The sequence below is a fragment of the Sorangium sp. So ce406 genome, from assembly GCF_051474675.1.
Taxonomy (GTDB): domain Bacteria; phylum Myxococcota_A; class Polyangia; order Polyangiales; family Polyangiaceae; genus Sorangium; species Sorangium cellulosum_G.
Genome location: NZ_CP150340.1, coordinates 10,247,501 through 10,262,796, shown reverse-complemented (window position 1 = coordinate 10,262,796; position 15,296 = coordinate 10,247,501). Strand labels below are relative to the sequence as shown.

General features: G+C 73.7%; 11 protein-coding genes (1 of these 11 cut by a window edge). 4 read left to right on the top strand and 7 right to left on the bottom strand.

The features are described from left to right. Positions 1 to 143 precede the first annotated feature (143 nt). A complete protein-coding gene (locus WME96_RS38490; protein ID WP_437286538.1) occupies positions 144 to 2,861 on the top strand; it encodes a serine/threonine-protein kinase in 2,718 nt (905 codons plus the stop codon). Beyond that, a complete protein-coding gene (locus tag WME96_RS38485) occupies positions 2,858 to 4,732 on the top strand; it encodes a PEGA domain-containing protein (RefSeq protein ID WP_437286537.1) in 1,875 nt (624 codons plus the stop codon). The genes WME96_RS38490 and WME96_RS38485 overlap by 4 nt, the downstream gene beginning before the upstream one ends. A 21-nt stretch (positions 4,733 to 4,753) precedes the next feature. On the opposite strand, the gene WME96_RS38480 is transcribed toward WME96_RS38485, so the two are convergent. Continuing rightward, positions 4,754 to 5,284, bottom strand: a complete 531-nt coding sequence (locus WME96_RS38480) for an FHA domain-containing protein (RefSeq protein WP_433929854.1) — start codon at positions 5,282 to 5,284, stop codon at positions 4,754 to 4,756. Between the two features lie 310 nt (positions 5,285 to 5,594). Here WME96_RS38480 and WME96_RS38475 point away from each other — a divergent pair, with 310 nt between their 5' ends. Continuing rightward, positions 5,595 to 7,532: a ribonuclease R family protein gene (locus tag WME96_RS38475; RefSeq protein ID WP_437286536.1), complete on the top strand. Its 1,938-nt coding sequence runs from the start codon at positions 5,595 to 5,597 to the stop codon at positions 7,530 to 7,532. An 83-nt stretch (positions 7,533 to 7,615) separates the two neighbouring features. Here WME96_RS38475 and WME96_RS38470 read toward each other — a convergent pair whose 3' ends face one another. The 4 genes from WME96_RS38470 to WME96_RS38455 form a co-directional block, all read right to left on the bottom strand. Next, positions 7,616 to 9,520: a hypothetical protein gene (locus WME96_RS38470; RefSeq protein ID WP_437286535.1), complete on the bottom strand. Its 1,905-nt coding sequence runs from the start codon at positions 9,518 to 9,520 to the stop codon at positions 7,616 to 7,618. Between the two features lie 17 nt (positions 9,521 to 9,537). Next, entirely contained in the window at positions 9,538 to 11,559 is a 2,022-nt protein-coding gene (locus WME96_RS38465) for a protein kinase domain-containing protein (RefSeq protein ID WP_437286534.1), read from the bottom strand. A 106-nt stretch (positions 11,560 to 11,665) separates the two neighbouring features. Next, positions 11,666 to 13,057: an ABC1 kinase family protein gene (locus WME96_RS38460; protein WP_437286533.1), complete on the bottom strand. Its 1,392-nt coding sequence runs from the start codon at positions 13,055 to 13,057 to the stop codon at positions 11,666 to 11,668. A gap of 43 nt (positions 13,058 to 13,100) precedes the next feature. After that, positions 13,101 to 13,439: a DUF3634 family protein gene (locus WME96_RS38455; RefSeq protein WP_437286532.1), complete on the bottom strand. Its 339-nt coding sequence runs from the start codon at positions 13,437 to 13,439 to the stop codon at positions 13,101 to 13,103. Between the two features lie 172 nt (positions 13,440 to 13,611). Between WME96_RS38455 and nadA the strand changes: the two genes are divergently transcribed. After that, on the top strand, positions 13,612 to 14,571 hold the full coding sequence (gene nadA / locus WME96_RS38450; protein WP_437286531.1) for a quinolinate synthase NadA: 960 nt from the start codon (positions 13,612 to 13,614) through the stop codon (positions 14,569 to 14,571). Positions 14,572 to 14,590: 19 nt separating this feature from the next. On the opposite strand, the gene WME96_RS38445 is transcribed toward nadA, so the two are convergent. Both WME96_RS38445 and WME96_RS38440 read right to left on the bottom strand, forming a co-directional pair. Then, on the bottom strand, positions 14,591 to 15,202 hold the full coding sequence (locus WME96_RS38445; protein ID WP_437286530.1) for a hypothetical protein: 612 nt from the start codon (positions 15,200 to 15,202) through the stop codon (positions 14,591 to 14,593). Beyond that, a protein-coding gene (locus tag WME96_RS38440) for a hypothetical protein (RefSeq protein WP_437286529.1) crosses the window boundary here: on the bottom strand, positions 15,199 to 15,296 show its 3' end. The gene runs 724 nt beyond the window's last position; the window shows 98 of its 822 coding nt (coding positions 725-822); its start codon lies beyond the right edge, outside the window; it ends in the stop codon at positions 15,199 to 15,201. The genes WME96_RS38445 and WME96_RS38440 overlap by 4 nt, the downstream gene beginning before the upstream one ends.

The following is a 15,296-nucleotide window of genomic DNA, read 5'->3' as shown; positions in this document are numbered from 1 at the left end:
CGCCGCGTCGCGCCGAAATGGCGTCGTTGTAGGTGCGTGGTCGGCGCTCCGCGTCGCCTGCGGCGCTCGGGCGCAGCGCGCCTCCGAGGTCGCCTGAGACTCATGCTTTGTGGGGCGCGAGGGGCCGTCGTATGCTTGACGTGATGGGGCGGACAGCACATCTCACGGATCCGACCGCGCTCGTGGGGGGCGCGCTCACGGGTGGGTATCGGATCGTCCGCGTCCTCTCCTCGCAGGGGTTCGGTGTCGTGTTCGAGGCCCGGGGCCCCTCCGGCCGCCGCGTCGCGCTGAAGGTGCTGCGGCCCGAGGTCGTCACCGAGGACACGCTCTCGCGGCTCAGCCGCGAGGCGAGCGTCACGTCGAAGCTCGACAACGCCCACGTCGTCCCGATCGTCGACGCCGGTCACGATCTCGAGCGGGATCTCGCCTACCTCGTGATGCCGCTGCTCGACGGCACCGACGTCGCCGCCCTGCTCGCCGAGACCGGGCCGCTCTCGCCCGACGTCGCCGTGCGGATCGCGCTCCAGGCCGCCGCCGGGCTCTCCGCGGTCCACGCCGCGGGCCTCGTCTACCGCGACGTCCGCCCGGCGCGCATCTTCCTCGAGCACCTCTCGACCGGCGAGGTCCTGGTCCGCGTCTTCGGTTTCGGCCTCTCGAAGGGCCACGACACGGCCGCCTCGAGCTCCGGAAAGGCGCGGAGCTCCGGTCACCACCGCGAGGCGTCGGGGCCGCGGGACCGCGCGGCGGACGTCCGGGGCGACGTCTTCGGCCTGGCGGCGACGCTCTACGAGATGCTGTGCGGCGTCTCCCCGTGGGCCGAGCTCGACGTCACCCCCGACACCGCCGATCTCGGCCCCGCCGACACGGCCGCCGACGGGCCGCTGGCGTCGCTCGCGCAGCTCCCCTCGATCCAGGATCGCGCCCCGTGGATCGAGGCGCGCCTCGCGACCGCGCTCTCGCTCGCGCTGCACAGCGACGTGGACCGGCGCTACCCGTCGATCGAGGCGTTCGCCGAGGCGCTGCGCGCCGCCTCGGGCGGCGAGGAGCGGCTCACCGTCGACATGCTGAGGCCGCTCGACCCCGAGCTGCGCGAGGCCATCGCCGAGCGCGCCGGCGCCGACACCGATCCGCTGGTCGGCCGCGAGCTCGGCGGCCGGTACGCGGTGCGCCGCCTGATCGGGCGCGGCGGGATGGGCGCCGTCTACGAGGCGGAGTCGCCCGAGGGGCGGCGGGTCGCGGCCAAGGTCATCTTCAAGAGCGCCGTCGGGCAGGACGATCACGCCGTGCGCCGGTTCATCCGCGAGGCGCGCGCGGTGACCGCGATCCACAGCCCGCACGTCGTGAAGACGTTCGAGCTCGGGACGGATCTCACGCTCGCGACGCCGTTCATCATCATGGAGCTGCTTCACGGCGTCGACCTCGCCAAGCTCCTCCGGATGCGCGGGCCGCTGGAGCCGGCGCCGGTCGTGCGCGTGTTCATCCAGGCGGCGCGCGGGCTCGCCGCCGCGCACGCCGAGGGCATCGTGCACCGCGACATCAAGCCCGCGAACCTCTTCCTGCACGCGCCCTTCGACGCCGCGGCGCACCGCGGATCGAGCTCGATGGCGCCGCCGCCGTCCCGGCGCAGCGCCGGCTCGGTCCGGCCGCCGCCGCCCTCCGGCCAGCGCCGGTCGGGCTCGATGCGCCCGCCGCCGTCCGTCCGCCGCCCGTCCGGCTCGATGCGCCCGCCGTCCTCGAGCGATCGCCGCATCGTCGTCAAGGTCTGCGACTTCGGCATCGCGAAGCGCACCGGCGACGGCGTCTCGCACGAGCTCACGCGCGCCGGCGGCGTGCTCGGGTCGCCGATCTACATGTCGCCCGAGCAGGCGAAGATGGCGCGGGACGTCGACGGCCGCTCCGACGTCTGGAGCCTCTGCGTCTCGCTCTACCAGGCGCTCTGCGGCAGCTGCCCCTGGGATCCGAACGCCTCGCTCGCCGAGCTCCTGGTCTCGATCTGCACCGAGCGCGTGCCGCCGCTCGGCGAGGCCGCGCCGTGGCTCGACCCGGCGCTCGCCGCCGTCGTGCACCGCGGCCTGCACCGGGATCCCGCCGAGCGCTGGCAGAGCATGGACGAGCTGATCGCCGCGCTCGAGCCGCACGCGGACGGCGCGGAGATCGTCACGCTCGATCAGCTCCGCGGCGTCGACGCGGAGCGCCGCGCCCGCGCCACGCCGATCGCCGAGCTGCGCCGCGAGTCCCGGCTCTCCCGCTCCGTCGAGGGCGAGGAGCGCTCGATCGGCGGCAGCTCCTTCACGGCGGCGCAGGCGGCCGGCGGCGCGGCGCGGCGGCGCTTCGTCGGGGCGGCGGTCACGGCGGCCGCCCTCGCCGCGCTCGGCGGCGGCCTCGCCCTGCGCGCCTCGACGGCCGACGACGGGCGCGCCGCGCCGGCCAGCGCGAGCGAGCCCCCGCCGCCCGCCGCGCCCGAGCCCGCGCCTCCGCCGGCGCCGACCGCGGCGTCCTTCACCGCGGTCGTGACGCTCCCGGAGGAGGCGACGGTGCGGGTCAACGGCGCCGCGCGCCCGGTGAGCGAGGGCCGGCTCGACCTGACGGGCAAGGCCGGCGACATGTTCGAGGTCGAGGTGAGCCGCGGCGGCGCCACCGTCAAGCAGACGGTGTTCATGCTGAGCGACGGCAAGCTGCGCCCCGATCGCATCGATCTCCAGCCGCCCGCGCCGGCCTCCGCCTCGGCCGCCGCCGCGCCGCCGCCGCGCCGCGAGAAGCCGCAGCGTACCCCGCGCGGCGCCTCCGACGCGGCCGGCGCGTCGGCGTCCCCCGCCGCGCCGCCGGCCCCGACCGCGGTGATGCCGGTCGACCGGTGGTGACGCAGTCGCCGCGCGCGCCTCGCTCCCCGCGGCTCTCCTGCGCCGCGTGCGCGCTCGCCGCCGCGCTCGCGGCGCCCCCGGCGCGCGCGCAGGCCGAGCCGCCCGCGCCGGCCGCTCCCCCCGAGCCGCCCGCTGCGGCGCCGCCGGCCGAGCCCGCGCCGCCCGCGTCCCCTGCGTCTCCCGCGTCTCCCGACGAGGCGCTCGCCCGGGCCAAGGAGCTCTTCCAGGCGGGCAACGAGCTGCGCAAGATCGGCGACTGCCAGCGCGCGCTCGAGCTCTACCTCCGCTCGCGCCAGGTGGTCGCGTCGGTCCCCAATACCCTCAACGCCGCGTTCTGCCTCGATCAGCTCGGTCGTTACGACGAGGCGCTCCAGCTCTACGAGGCGCTGCTCACCGAGTTCCGCGCGGAGCTCGGCGAGCCGGAGCGCCGTGGCGTCGTGTCCACGATCGCCGTCCTGCGCGGGCGCATCGGCAGCGTGCTCGTCTCGTCGAACGTCGACGGCCTGGTGCTCATCGACGGCAGGCCGCGCGGCCGGCTCCCCCTCGCCGGCCCGATCCGGCTGCTCCCCGGGGGCCACACGCTCCGCGTCGTCAAGGACGGCTGGCGCACGTTCGAGGCGATCCTGACCGTCAAGATCGCCGAGACCGCGACGGTCGACGCGAAGCTCGAGCCGCTCGCCAGCACGGGACGCCTCAAGATCGAGGACGAGCGGCTCGTCGGCGCCGACCTCTTCGTCGACGGCACGCTGATCGGGCAGCTCCCGTGGGAGGGCACGCTCGCGCCTGGCCCGCATTTCTACTCGGTGCGCAAGGGCAACCTCGGCTCCGCGCCGCGCGAGGCCAACGTCGTCGCGGGGCAGCTCGCCGTCGCCACGGTCGAGGCCGGCCCGCTCGGGGAGGAGGTCCGCGTCGTCGCCCAGCCGCTGAGCGCGGCGCTGACCATCAACGGCGTCCCGGTCGGCCACGGGCAGTGGCGCGGGGCGCTCCCGCTCGGGCGCCACACCTTCGAGGCGCACGAGCCCGGCTACTTCGCGCGCACGCTCCGCACGACGATCGACAGGAAGACCACGGGCGATATCGTCCTGCCGCTCGCCATCGACGAGGGCCACCCGCGCTGGGGTCGCAGGGTCGGGTTCTTCCGGCTGGCGGCGGTCGCCGGCTACGCCTTCGCCTCGTCGCTCGAGAGCGACGCCGAGCGGAGCTGCAGCAGCTACCGCTGCTCCGGCGTCTCGCGCCCGTCCGGCGTCCTGGCCGGCCTGCGCGGCAGCTATCAGTTCCCGAGCGGCGCCGCCATCGAGCTCACGGCCGGGTACCTGCACCTCCGCACCGAGCTCGTGCGCTCGGTGGACACGACGTACGTCGACCCGCGCGGGGGCGAGGAGAGGCTCCCGATCCGGTACACCTTCCACGACGACCTCCGGATGGCGGGCGTGACCGTGATGGTCGGCGGCAGCTACCACCACGAGCTCTCGTCGTGGTTCGACGTCGGCGGCGCGCTCGGGCTCGGCGTCGTGCTCGCCGAGTCCAGCGACGAGGTGACCGGCTCGGCGTCCGACGATCGCAGGACCATCGGCGTGGCCGTGACCAACGGGGGCAACGCGGTCCGCCACGCCGCCCCGTTCGCGATGCCCGAGCTCCGGCTGCGCCTCAAGCTCGGGCGGCTCAGCGCCACGGCGGCCATGGGCGTCGGCTTCTTCCTCGTCGACGGCCCCCCGTTCGAGACGGGCAACACCTACGTGGTCGGCGCCGATTGCGACCCGCAGGACCCGACCGTCGAGTGCGCGCCGGGCAAGAAGGTCGTGTTCGAGGAGCGCGCCCACGGCACGTTCACGATGTTCTTCCCGAGCGTCGCCGTGGGATACCGGTTCTGATCGCCGCCGCCCGCGCGGCGATCAGCGGTTCGCCTGGTCCCTCGCGACGCGCGCCTGCTCGCGCACCATGTCGAAGAGGCGCGCCGCGTCGAGCAGCGAGGTCGTGAGCCGGCCGAACTGGATCACGTCGCCCACCGCGACCGCGTGCGGCTCGCTCTCGGTGAGCAGCTTGCCGTTCACGCGGGTGCCGTTCTGTGAGCCGTTGTCGATGATCACGAGCTGCCCCTGCGCGTCCAGCCGGAAGTGCGCGTGCAGCTTCGACACCGACGGGTTGCGCAGCACCACATCGCAGTTGCGCGTGCGGCCCACCGAGATCTGATCGGGATAAGGGTTGCCCTTCGCCTTGACGATCTCGAACACCTCGCTCGCCGGACCGGGCGGGGGCGGCGGCTTCCGGTGCGCCGCCGGCGAGGCCGCGACGGTCCGGAAGGCGATCTGCTGGCCGTCGGCGCCGACCTCCGACACCACGAGGAGCAGGTTCGTCACCCTGCGGACGAAGCGGTCCCGAGGCATCACACGCGCCAGCTCGATGATGTCCCCTGAGTCTTCCACGATGGGCCGAGTATAAGCCGATCCGGAGCGGCGGATCCGTGGGAGGGAGCACCTTTGCTGCCTCGCGGCGCGCCCGCGAGGTGGGTCTCACAGTGTCTGTTGTGTGTCGGCGTCTCGCGCACATCGCGTCTGCGCGAGCGTCGCGCGAGGCGCCTTGAAGCGCGTTGTTCCCGCGGTCGATCGCGCCGTGCTGCGGTGTCGCGCCACCTCCGAACTTTGCCGCTTCACGGTAATCTCCTCGGTGGCGCCGTGGCCGTCCGCCGGACGATGGCGCTCGAAAATGCCAGGACCTGGCGTACCTTCGGCGCCCATGAACGGACAGGTTCGTGGACGCATCTCGGTCAACCCGCGCGGCTTCGGGTTTCTGAACATCGAGGCCTCGCCGGAGCCGGGCAAGCCCGGCGGGGCTGCCGCGGGCCCGGTGACCGCCTTCGTGACGCCGCCCGATCTCAACCCGTTCCTCGACGGCGACGTCGTCGACGCGACGGTCGTGGAGGCGGAGCCGGGCCGCTACAGCGCGTCGCAGCTCGTCCTGGTCCAGCGCGACCGCTCCGAGCTCTTCGGGACGGTCGTCTCGCACGCGAAGCGGCCGCACCTCCGGGTCGATCGCCTGGTGTCCAACACCGACTGGCCGTTCAAGCCGGGCAGCGCCGACGACCTCGCCGAGGGCACGGCGGTGGTCGCGACCCTCGAGGGCGCGGCGGTCGTCCCGGCGCGCGTCGTCGCGCCGGGCGCCGATCTCGGCATCGAGCGCTGCCTCGCCCGCAACGGCGTGCGCGCCGTGTTCCCGGCCGACGTCGTCGAGGCGTCGCGCGCCGCGGCGGCGGCGGTGTCGATCGAGCGCGAGCTCGCGCGCGGCCGCCGCGACCTGCGCGAGCTCACCACGATCACGATCGACGCGCCGGTCACCACGGACATCGACGACGCCGTCTCCGTGCTGCCGGCCGGCCCGGACGGCGCGCTCCGCGTCTTCGTCTCCATCGCCGACGTGGACGCGCTCGTCCCGGAGGGCTCGCCGCTCGATCAGGAGGCCCGCGCCCGCGGCACGAGCGTCTACCTGGCGGGCCGCGTCATCCCGATGATCCCGGACGCGATCTCGAGCGAGGCGGCGAGCCTGCTCCCGGGCGTCGATCGGCTCGCCGTCACGGCCGAGCTGCGCATCGACCCCGAGGGCGGCGTCACCTCGATCGACCTCCACGAGAGCGTGATCCGCTCGCACGCGCGCCTCTCGTACGACGCCGTCGAGGAGTTCCTGAGCACCGGCCGCTCCGCCGACGTGCCCGCGTCGGTCGCGCCGGTCGTGCGCTGGCTCCGCACCGCGGCCGCGCGGCTGTCGACGGTCCGCGCGGCGCGCGGCGGCGTCGAGCTCGACCGCGAGGAGGCGTACGTGACGCTGGACTCCGAGACGCGCGAGCCGACCGGCGTCGCGCCGCGCTCCGACACGGGCGCGCACCGCCTCATCGAGCGGCTGATGGTCGCGGCGAACGAGGCCGTGGCCACCTGGCTGGTGGCGCGCGGCCTCCCGTGCGTCTTCCGCGTCCACGACGAGCCCACGGAGGAGCGCGTCCGGACGCTCGAGCACTTCGCGCACAACTTCGGCGTCGAGGCCGGCTTCGGCCCGCACCTGAGCCCCCGCGGCCTCGCGGCGTTCGAGGCGCAGTTCCGGGGCTCCGGGCTCGCGCCGGCGATCCGCACCGTGCTCGGCAAGGCGCTCGGCCCTGCCCGCTACACGGCCGCGGCGGGCCTGCATTTCGGCCTGGGCGCCCCGCTGTACCTGCACTTCACCTCGCCCATCCGCCGCTACGCCGACCTCGCGGCGCACCGCGTCGTCAAGCGCTACCTCCAGGGCCACCGCGATCAGCTCGAGGACGTCGAGGCGCTCGCGTCGCTCTCGCATCACCTGAACGCGCGCGCGCGCAGCGCCGCCAAGGCCGAGACGGAGCGGCACCGCATGCTCGTCGCGCGGCTGTTCGCCTCGCGCATCGGCGAGGAGATCGAGGGCAACATCGTCGCCATCAAGCCGTTCGGCCTCGTCGTCCAGATGCTCCAGTCCGGCGCGACGGGCACGATCGCGCTGGAGGCGCTGCCGGGCGGCCCGTACCGCATCGACGTCGCCGCCCAGGCGCTGGTCGGCGCGGACCGCCGCTATGGAGTCGGCGAGCCGATCCGCGCTGCCATCGCGTCGACCAACGAGGAGCTCGGCCGCGTCGACCTGATCCCCGCCGGCGCCCGCGGCGCCGCCGCCTGAGCGGAGACGGACCGCGTCGGCGTGATCCCCGCGGGCGCCCGCGGCGCGCCCTGGCGGAGCGCCGCGGCGTCCTCAGGCAGCGCCTACGGCGACAGGATCACGGCGAACATGTCGGTCCCGTTCGCCGCGTGCGCGCCGAGGCCGAAATCGATCGACCCTTCGGCCGCGCCGCAGAGCAGGATGACCCCTGTGTCCGCCGCGATCGCCGCGGCGTTCGACTTCTGGTTGCCGGCGGCGCCGAGCACCTTGCCCCAGAGGTGCTCGCCCTCGGCGTCGAGCTTCGCGACGAAGGCGTCGAAGCCGCCGCCGCCCGGGAGCGGCCCGCCGCCGAGGTCGACCACGCCCTGCACCGAGCCGGTCACCACGACGTTGTTCTTCGCGTCCACGGCGACCGACGCGCTCTCCTGCGGTCCATCGCCGGCGAACCAGCGCGCCCACACGGGCGTGCCGTCGGGGGCGAGCGACGCCACGAACGCTGACTGCACGTCGTTGGTGGGGAGCGCGCCTGCCGGGCCGAAGTCGAGCGAGCCCGTGTACGTGCCCGTCACGAGCACCGCGCCCGACGGGGCGGCGTCGATCCCGGTGCCGGCCTGCGACAGCGTGTCGCCGTAGTCCGAGAGCCAGACGCCGTTGCCGTTGCTGTCGAGCTTCGCGACGAACAGGTTCGTCCCGAGCCCGCTGTTCCTCACCTGGCGGGGCCCGATGGTCAGGGTGCCGAAGTACCTGCCGGTGAGGAATACGCTGCCCTCGGCGTCGACGGCGACGCTCATCGCGAACTGGTTCGAGTTGTCTCCGTAGATCCTGGTCCACAGGACAGCGCCGGACGGATCGTATTTGCGCACGAAGATGTCGGTGCCGCCTGAGCTGGTGGCGCAGGCCGAGACCGGCGGCGCGGAGCAGACCAGCGAGCCGCTGAAATAACCGGCGATCACGATGTTTCCCGCCGTGTCGACCGCGATGGATTTCAGCGTCTGGTCCGCGGCGTCCCCGATCTGGCGCGCCCAGCCGGGGTGGCCGTCCTTGTCCAGCGTGACGACGAAGCTGTCGAGCGCGTTGGTGCTGCGCAGCGTCGCGTCCCCGAACATGAACGAGCCGTAGAACGTCCCGCCGAGCACGACGTCATCGGTGGGCGTCAGGGCGAGCCCGTTGAGCGTCTCGGCGCCGCTGCCGCCGAGCCTCGCGCTCCAGCGGTGGGCTCCGGAAGGGTCGAAGCTCGCGATGTACACGTCGGCGGTGCCGATGCTCACCAGGGTCTCACCGCCGAGGTTGATGCTCCCCGAGAAGGTGCCGCCGACGTAGAGGTTGCCCTGCGTGTCGATGCCGGCGCCGGTCGCGCTCTGGATGTTCGGGTCGCCGAAGAGATCGGCCCAGAGCGGGGCGCTGCAGGCGAAGCCGTCGCAGTCCTCGTCGATGTCGTCCGTGCAGGTCTCCCGCGCGGGGGTGACCTGGCCGCTGCATGGCCGCCACGACGTCCCCGAGATGTCGCACACGCGCAGCCCCGCGGCGCAGAGCCCGACGCCGTCGGTCCCCTCGGGCCCGCTGTAGCAGGCCTCGATCTGCCCCGGCGTGCACACGCACCCGGCGTCGGGCTCGTTCGTCTCCCCGTCGCAGTCGTCGTCCACGGTGCTGCCGCAGTCTTCGGGCCGGGGGACCACGGCGCCCTCGCACTCGCCGAAGCTCTGGCCATCAGGCTGGCACCTCCGCACGCCCGACTTGCACACGCCGACGCCCTCCGTGTCCGCCGCGCCGGGGTAGCAAGGCTGCTCCTCGCCGAGGCTGCAGAGCGGCGCGCCGCCGCTGCCGCCGCTGCCGCCGCTGCCGCCGCTGCCGCCGCTGCCGCCGGCGCTGCTGCTCGCGTCAGGTCCCGGTTCGAACGGCGGCACCGGGTCCGAGCACGCTCCCGACAGCGCGAGCACGAGCGCAGACCCGACGAGCATCGATCGAGCGCGCAGGCATGTCCTCGTGACCATGAGGGGGCGGAGCTCCATGTTCGGCGATTCTGCCTTCAGTCGTCGCGTGATTTTCTCGTCCGCTGCCTGTTCTCTGGGAACTTGATGATGAACGTGGCGGGGGGCGCAGGGCTCGCCGCGGGGCTCGGCTGGTCCGGGCGTATCGCCTCCGGCTCCTCTCCATCGTCGCGCCGCAGCTCATGGGTGCTCTCCGAGGGAGCGAGCGGGGTCGGCCTGGCGCTCGCGCTCTGCGCGGGCAAGAGGTCGCGCTGCATCGCATCGTCCTGCGACCCGTTGCCGAGCGCCATCCACACCGCGATCGCGCTCGCGATCACGAGCGCCGCGCTGCTGACCGCGACAAGGATCACGAGCTTCGACGGCTGCTTCGGCGGAGCGGGGCGCGGAGCCCAGCCGGCCGCCGCCTGCTCGCCGTACGGCGCGCTGGCGCTGTGCGCGGCCGGCGCGCCGTAGGACGCGCCGGTGTTGTGGAGCGACGCGGGCGCGCCGTAGGACACGCCGCTGTTGTGCAGGGGCGCGCCGGTGTTGTGCAGCGAGGCGCCGGTGTTGTGCAGCGAGGCGGGCGCGCCGTAGGGCACGCCGCTGTTGTGCAGGGGCGCGCCGGTGTTGTGCAGCGATGCGCCGGTGTTGTGCAGCGAGGCGGGCGCGCCGTAGGGCACGCCGCTGTTGTGCAGGGGCGCGCCGGTGTTGTGGAGCGACGCAGGCGCGCTGTGGGGCATGCTGGCGCCGTGCGGCGGGGCGGGCGCGCCGTAGGACACGCCGCTGTTGTGCAGCGCCGCGGGCGCGCTGTGGGGCATGCTGGCGCCGTGCCGCGAGGCGGGCGCGCCGAGCGCTCCCGCCTGACCTGCTCCCGTGTTGTACAGGGCCGACGGCGGTCCATTCGGCGCCCCGGCGATGCCCTGCGGCATGCCGGGGTGGCCTCCGTGCGCCTGGGCGGCATCCATCGCGCCGCCGGGGCCGGGCGCGGCCATCGTGGGCGCGTCCCACGACGCCGTCGCGCCGCGGCTGCCCGGGTTCGGCTCCGACCCGATCGCGGGCGCCGAGCCCCCCTCGTTCCAGCGCGGGCCCGACGCGGCCGCCGGCCGCGGCTCGGCCGGCGTTTCCTGCGCGGCGGCGGCGGCCGCGAGCATCGGGGAGAGCTGCGGCGCGCCCGTCGACGGCGCGTCGCCCGCCGCGAGGCGCGCCGTCGCGTAGGGCGGCGCCTCCCCGCGCAGGAGCGCCCGGATGTCCGCCTGCATCGTGCGGGCGTCCGGGTAGCGCCGCTCGCGATCGAACGCGAGCGCCCTGTCCACGAGGGCGCACAGCCCCTGCGGCGCCTCCGGCGCGACGCTCGCGAGCGCCGGCGCCGCCATGGTCGCCATCTTCACGAGCAGCTCGGACTCCGTGCGCGCCTCGTGGATGCGCCGCTTCGCGATCACCCGGAACATCGTCGCGCCCACCGCGAAGAGGTCTGCCCTGTGATCGACCGAGATGCCGCGCACCTGCTCCGGGGCCATGTACGACACGGTCCCGAGCGTCGCGCCGGTGCGGGTCCGCATCGCGGTCTTCACGCCGTCCCGCATGCGCGCGATGCCGAAATCGAGCACCTTGAGGCGCCCTGTCGTCTCGGCGAAGAGGTTGTCGAGCTTGATGTCGCGGTGGATGATCCCCCGCTCGTGCGCCGCGCCGAGCACGTCGAGGAGCTCGTCCATGAACCGCAGCATCTCGCCTGTCTCGATGTTGCCGAGCCGCTGGAGCCGGTCGGCGAGCGACTCGCCTTCGAGCAGCTCCATCACGAGGAACGGCGCGCCGTCCTCGGTCATGTCGATGTCGCGGATCTCGACCACGCCGGGGTGCTGGAACTGGTTGACCGCCTGCGCCTCGCGCTCGAACCGGGCGCGCAGGTCCTTCGAGCGCGCCACCTCGGGGTGGAGGATCTTGATCGCCTCGCGCCGCCCGATCTTGTGGGTCGCGGCATAGACGGCGGCCATCCCGCCGATCCCGAGGAGGCGATCGATCGTCCATTTGCCCCGCAGGGTGGTCCCCACGCGCCTTTCGCAGGCCGCCCTCTCGTCGTCCATGCCCCGATCGAATGTCACAGCGCGCGGGATCGAGGTCAAGTTGAGAGCCACGGCGGAGGCGACATCGCCGGCTCGCCCGTGCCGACGAGGCTGCCTGCGGCCCGGCTCAATCGGGGACCGGGTACAGGCCGTCGCGCACCCACGGATCGACGGTCCGCCGGAACGCGGCCTGGGTGCGGAGCCCTGCCAGCACGGAGGCGAGCCCCCACTGCAGCCGATTCACGAACGTGAAGTCCTGCGGCATCTTCGGCACGTGGGGGATGGTGGGCATATTCGCTCCCTGCTTGAAGGCGAGCCCCCGGATGCCGCGCGTCAGGTACGCCACCGTCTCGCGCGCCTTCTCCGGGGAGCACGTCCAGGTCCCCTGCGTGCAGAACGGGACCATGAGCTCCATCGTGTAGCTCCGGTAGAGGTCCCAGCTCTCGTCGTTCGGGTCGTAGCCGAGCACCTCCACGCAGGCCCGGTCGAACTCCTTCCAATCCGCGTCCATGGCGGCGCGCATGTAGCGCTTCATGCCGTCCACGAGGTCGGGCGGGAGCTCCTTCACGCACCCGAAATCGAGGATCGTGACCCGTCCATCCTCGTGGAAGCGGTAGTTGCCCGGGTGCGGATCGGCGTAGAGCCAGCCGTACCGGAGCATGGAGCGGAAGGTGAAGCGCCAGATGGCGAGCCCCGCGCGGTTCCTGGCCTCCTGGCTCCCGCGCTCGCAGAACTCCGCGTAGCTCATGCCGTCGACGAGCTCGAGCGTGAGGACGCGCCGCGTGGTGAGGCTGTGGTGGATCCGGGGGATGGAGATGTCCTCGTCCCCCGCGTTCATGCGGCGGAACAGGTCGGCCATCTCGGCCTCGCGCGCGTAGTCGAGCTCGGACAGGAACACCTTGCGGAGCTCGTCGACGGTCTGCCGCGCGTTCAGCTTCTTCGCGATCGGCGCCATCATCGTCTCGAGCATCGAGATGCTCTTCAGGTCGTTCTCGATCGCCCTGTCCATGCCGGGGTACTGCACCTTGACGGCGACCCGCTCCCGCGACCTCGTCGTGGCCCGGTGCACCTGCCCGATGCTCGCCGCGGCGAACGGCTCGCGCTCCCACGCCGCGAACACCTCGTGGGGCGGGGCGCCGAGCTCCTGGACGACCATCTGCTCCGCGGCCTCGGGCGACAGGGGCGGCGCCCTGTCGAGCAGCTTCTTCAGCGTGGCCTGGAACTTCTCCTCGTACCCAGGCGGCGCGAGCCCGTCGATGTAGCTCGCCATCTGGCCGAACTTGAGCGGCAGGCCCTTCATCTCGCCGAGCGTCTTCAGCATCGCCTCGGCGGTCTTCTTCACCTCCTGGGTCATCCTCCGCCGCGCCTCGGCTTCTTCCTCCTCGGTCCGCGGCGCGCCGAGGGCGCGCTTCGCGCCCTCGATCGCGAACGGGATCGTGCGGGGCGCGAGGCCGGCGAGGCGCGCGAGGCGCCCGAGCTTCGATGTCGGGGGTTTGTCTCTGGGTTGGTCGTCGGCCATGCGGGACTGACTCGTGAGGATAGCGGTGTCGGGCGCGGAGGGGTCACCCGCCCGTGCGGCGCTTCGGGGCCGCGCGGATCTTCGGAACCGGCCAGAGCGACACGGTGTTCCTGAGCTGCTGAGCTTGCTCCGGGGAGATGTCCCCCTCGACGTGGACCCGGGGCCGCCGGTCCTCGACCACGACCCGGACCGCGCCGCGCCCGACCGGCGCGGCGCGGAGCACGTCGACGATGTCGTCGAGCAGCCGTTGCGGCAGCCGGCCCCGGAGCAGCCGGACGTTCTGCCCCTCGACGCGCACGTAAAATAGCTCGTTGGCCCGGAGGAGGGCCACGATGAGCGGCACGGCCACGGCGAGCAGGGCGAGGGGGATCAAGAGAGACATGCGTGGCCGCCCACGGCGAGCGCGCCTTTGCCGGGCCCGCCGCGGGCCTGGATCGTGGACCGGTGCGGGCCGTTGTCAACGCTGGGCGCGGCGGGCTCCGGGGAGCCGCGGCGGACGCCGCGCTGGCCGTGAGCCCTGGTCATCGCGGCGCGCGGTGCCTACCTTATCGTTCATGACGAGCGCCGCGCCCCAGCCTGCCGCCATCGACCCGCGCCTGGATCTGCACGATGAGATCAGCCGCCTGAAGCGGGAGAGGAACGCCGTCCTCCTGGCCCACTATTACCAGGACGGCGAGATCCAGGATCTTGCAGACTTCCTCGGCGACTCGTTGCAGCTCGCCCAGCAGGCCAAGAAGACGACCGCGGATGTCATCCTGTTCGCCGGTGTGCACTTCATGGCCGAGACGGCGAAGATCCTGAACCCCGACCGCATCGTCGTCGTCCCCGACATGCAGGCCGGCTGCTCGCTCGCCGACGGCTGCCCCGTCGACCGTTACCGCGCCTGGCGCGCGCGCCACCCCGGCGCGGTCGCGATCTCCTACATCAACTGCTCCGCCGACGTGAAGGCGGAGAGCGACTACATCTGCACCTCGTCGAACGCGGAGAAGATCGTCCGCGCGATCCCCGAGGGGCAGGAGATCCTCTTCGCGCCCGACCGGAACCTCGGGCGCTGGCTCATCGAGCGGACGGGTCGCCCGATGCGCCTGTGGCAGGGGAGCTGCGTCGTGCACGAGACGTTCAGCCTGCGCAAGATCGTCGCGCTGCGCGAGCGCCACCCGGACGCGAAGCTCATCGCGCACCCGGAGTGCGAGGAGCCGATCCTGCGGATGGCCGAGTACATCGGATCGACGACCGCGCTGCTCAAGTACACGATCGCGGACGACGCGACGAAGTACATCGTCGCGACGGAGAGCGGCATCGTGCACCAGATGCGGAAGGCGTCTCCGCAGAAGGAGTTCATCGAGGGGCCGCCCGAGGGCAACTGCGCCTGCAACGAGTGCCCCTTCATGCGGCTGAACACGCTCGAGAAGGTCTATCTCGCGCTGCGCGATCTCACCCCGCGCCTCGAGATGGAGCCCGAGCTGCGCGAGCGCGCGCGCGTGCCGATCGATCGCATGCTGGCCCTGAGCTGAGCTCGCCCCGCGGCGCCGCTCACCGCGCCGGGCACGCGTGGCGGCGCAGGGTGCAGATGTTCGTCCGCTCGCACGTCGTCGACAGCGTGAGGTCGCGGCAGGGTCGCCCCTTCTCGTGGGGGCGCTCGCGGGTCGCGCGGACGGGGTGCGGGCGCGGCTCGTGGGCCACGGCGCAGTCGTGGTCCCCCTCGCACGGCACCGGCAGCACGCGGAGCATCGCGCACGCGCCGGCGTCGCAGTAGCAGACGATCCCCTGGTCCGTGACGGGCGGCTGCCGGTTCAGCCGGGGGTCGCCCCCACAGCGCTCGCTCGCGGGGTCGTACCCGCAACCCGCGTCGTTCGCGCAGGCGGTCGGGAGCGCCTGCATCGCGGTTCCCTGTGCTGCGGTCGCGTCCGGCCCGGCGCGGCTCGGGCCCTCGTCGTCTGCGTCGGCGCCGCCGGTGGGGTCCGCGCCGCGCGGCGTTCCGCGACCGCCGTGCCCCTCGACCGCCGCCTGCTCCGCGGGCGCGAGCGATCGCGGCGGCGCCGGCGAGCGTCGCGTCGCGGCCGCCTCACCGCACGCCGGCGAGGCTGCGGCGAGCGCGGCGGTGAGCGCCCACCGCCGGCCGCGCGCGCTCAGGGGGGCGATCACAGCACGAGGGACAGGCCGAGGGTCTGGATGAACGAGCCCCGCGCCTGCGGCAGCGGGCCGACGGCGCGCCGTCGCCCCTGGGCATCGATGGCCT

Bases quoted from the DNA above. Each gene is read 5' to 3' on its own strand.
- WME96_RS38470 (WP_437286535.1), bottom strand. From the start codon at position 9,520: ATGGAGCTCCGCCCCCTCATGGTCACGAGGACATGCCTGCGCGCTCGA.
- WME96_RS38475 (WP_437286536.1), top strand. From the start codon at position 5,595: ATGAACGGACAGGTTCGTGGACGCATCTCGGTCAACCCGCGCGGCTTC.
- nadA (WP_437286531.1), top strand. From the start codon at position 13,612: ATGACGAGCGCCGCGCCCCAGCCTGCCGCCATCGACCCGCGCCTGGAT.
- WME96_RS38455 (WP_437286532.1), bottom strand. From the start codon at position 13,439: ATGTCTCTCTTGATCCCCCTCGCCCTGCTCGCCGTGGCCGTGCCGCTC.
- WME96_RS38460 (WP_437286533.1), bottom strand. From the start codon at position 13,057: ATGGCCGACGACCAACCCAGAGACAAACCCCCGACATCGAAGCTCGGG.
- WME96_RS38490 (WP_437286538.1), top strand. From the start codon at position 144: ATGGGGCGGACAGCACATCTCACGGATCCGACCGCGCTCGTGGGGGGC.
- WME96_RS38465 (WP_437286534.1), bottom strand. From the start codon at position 11,559: ATGGACGACGAGAGGGCGGCCTGCGAAAGGCGCGTGGGGACCACCCTG.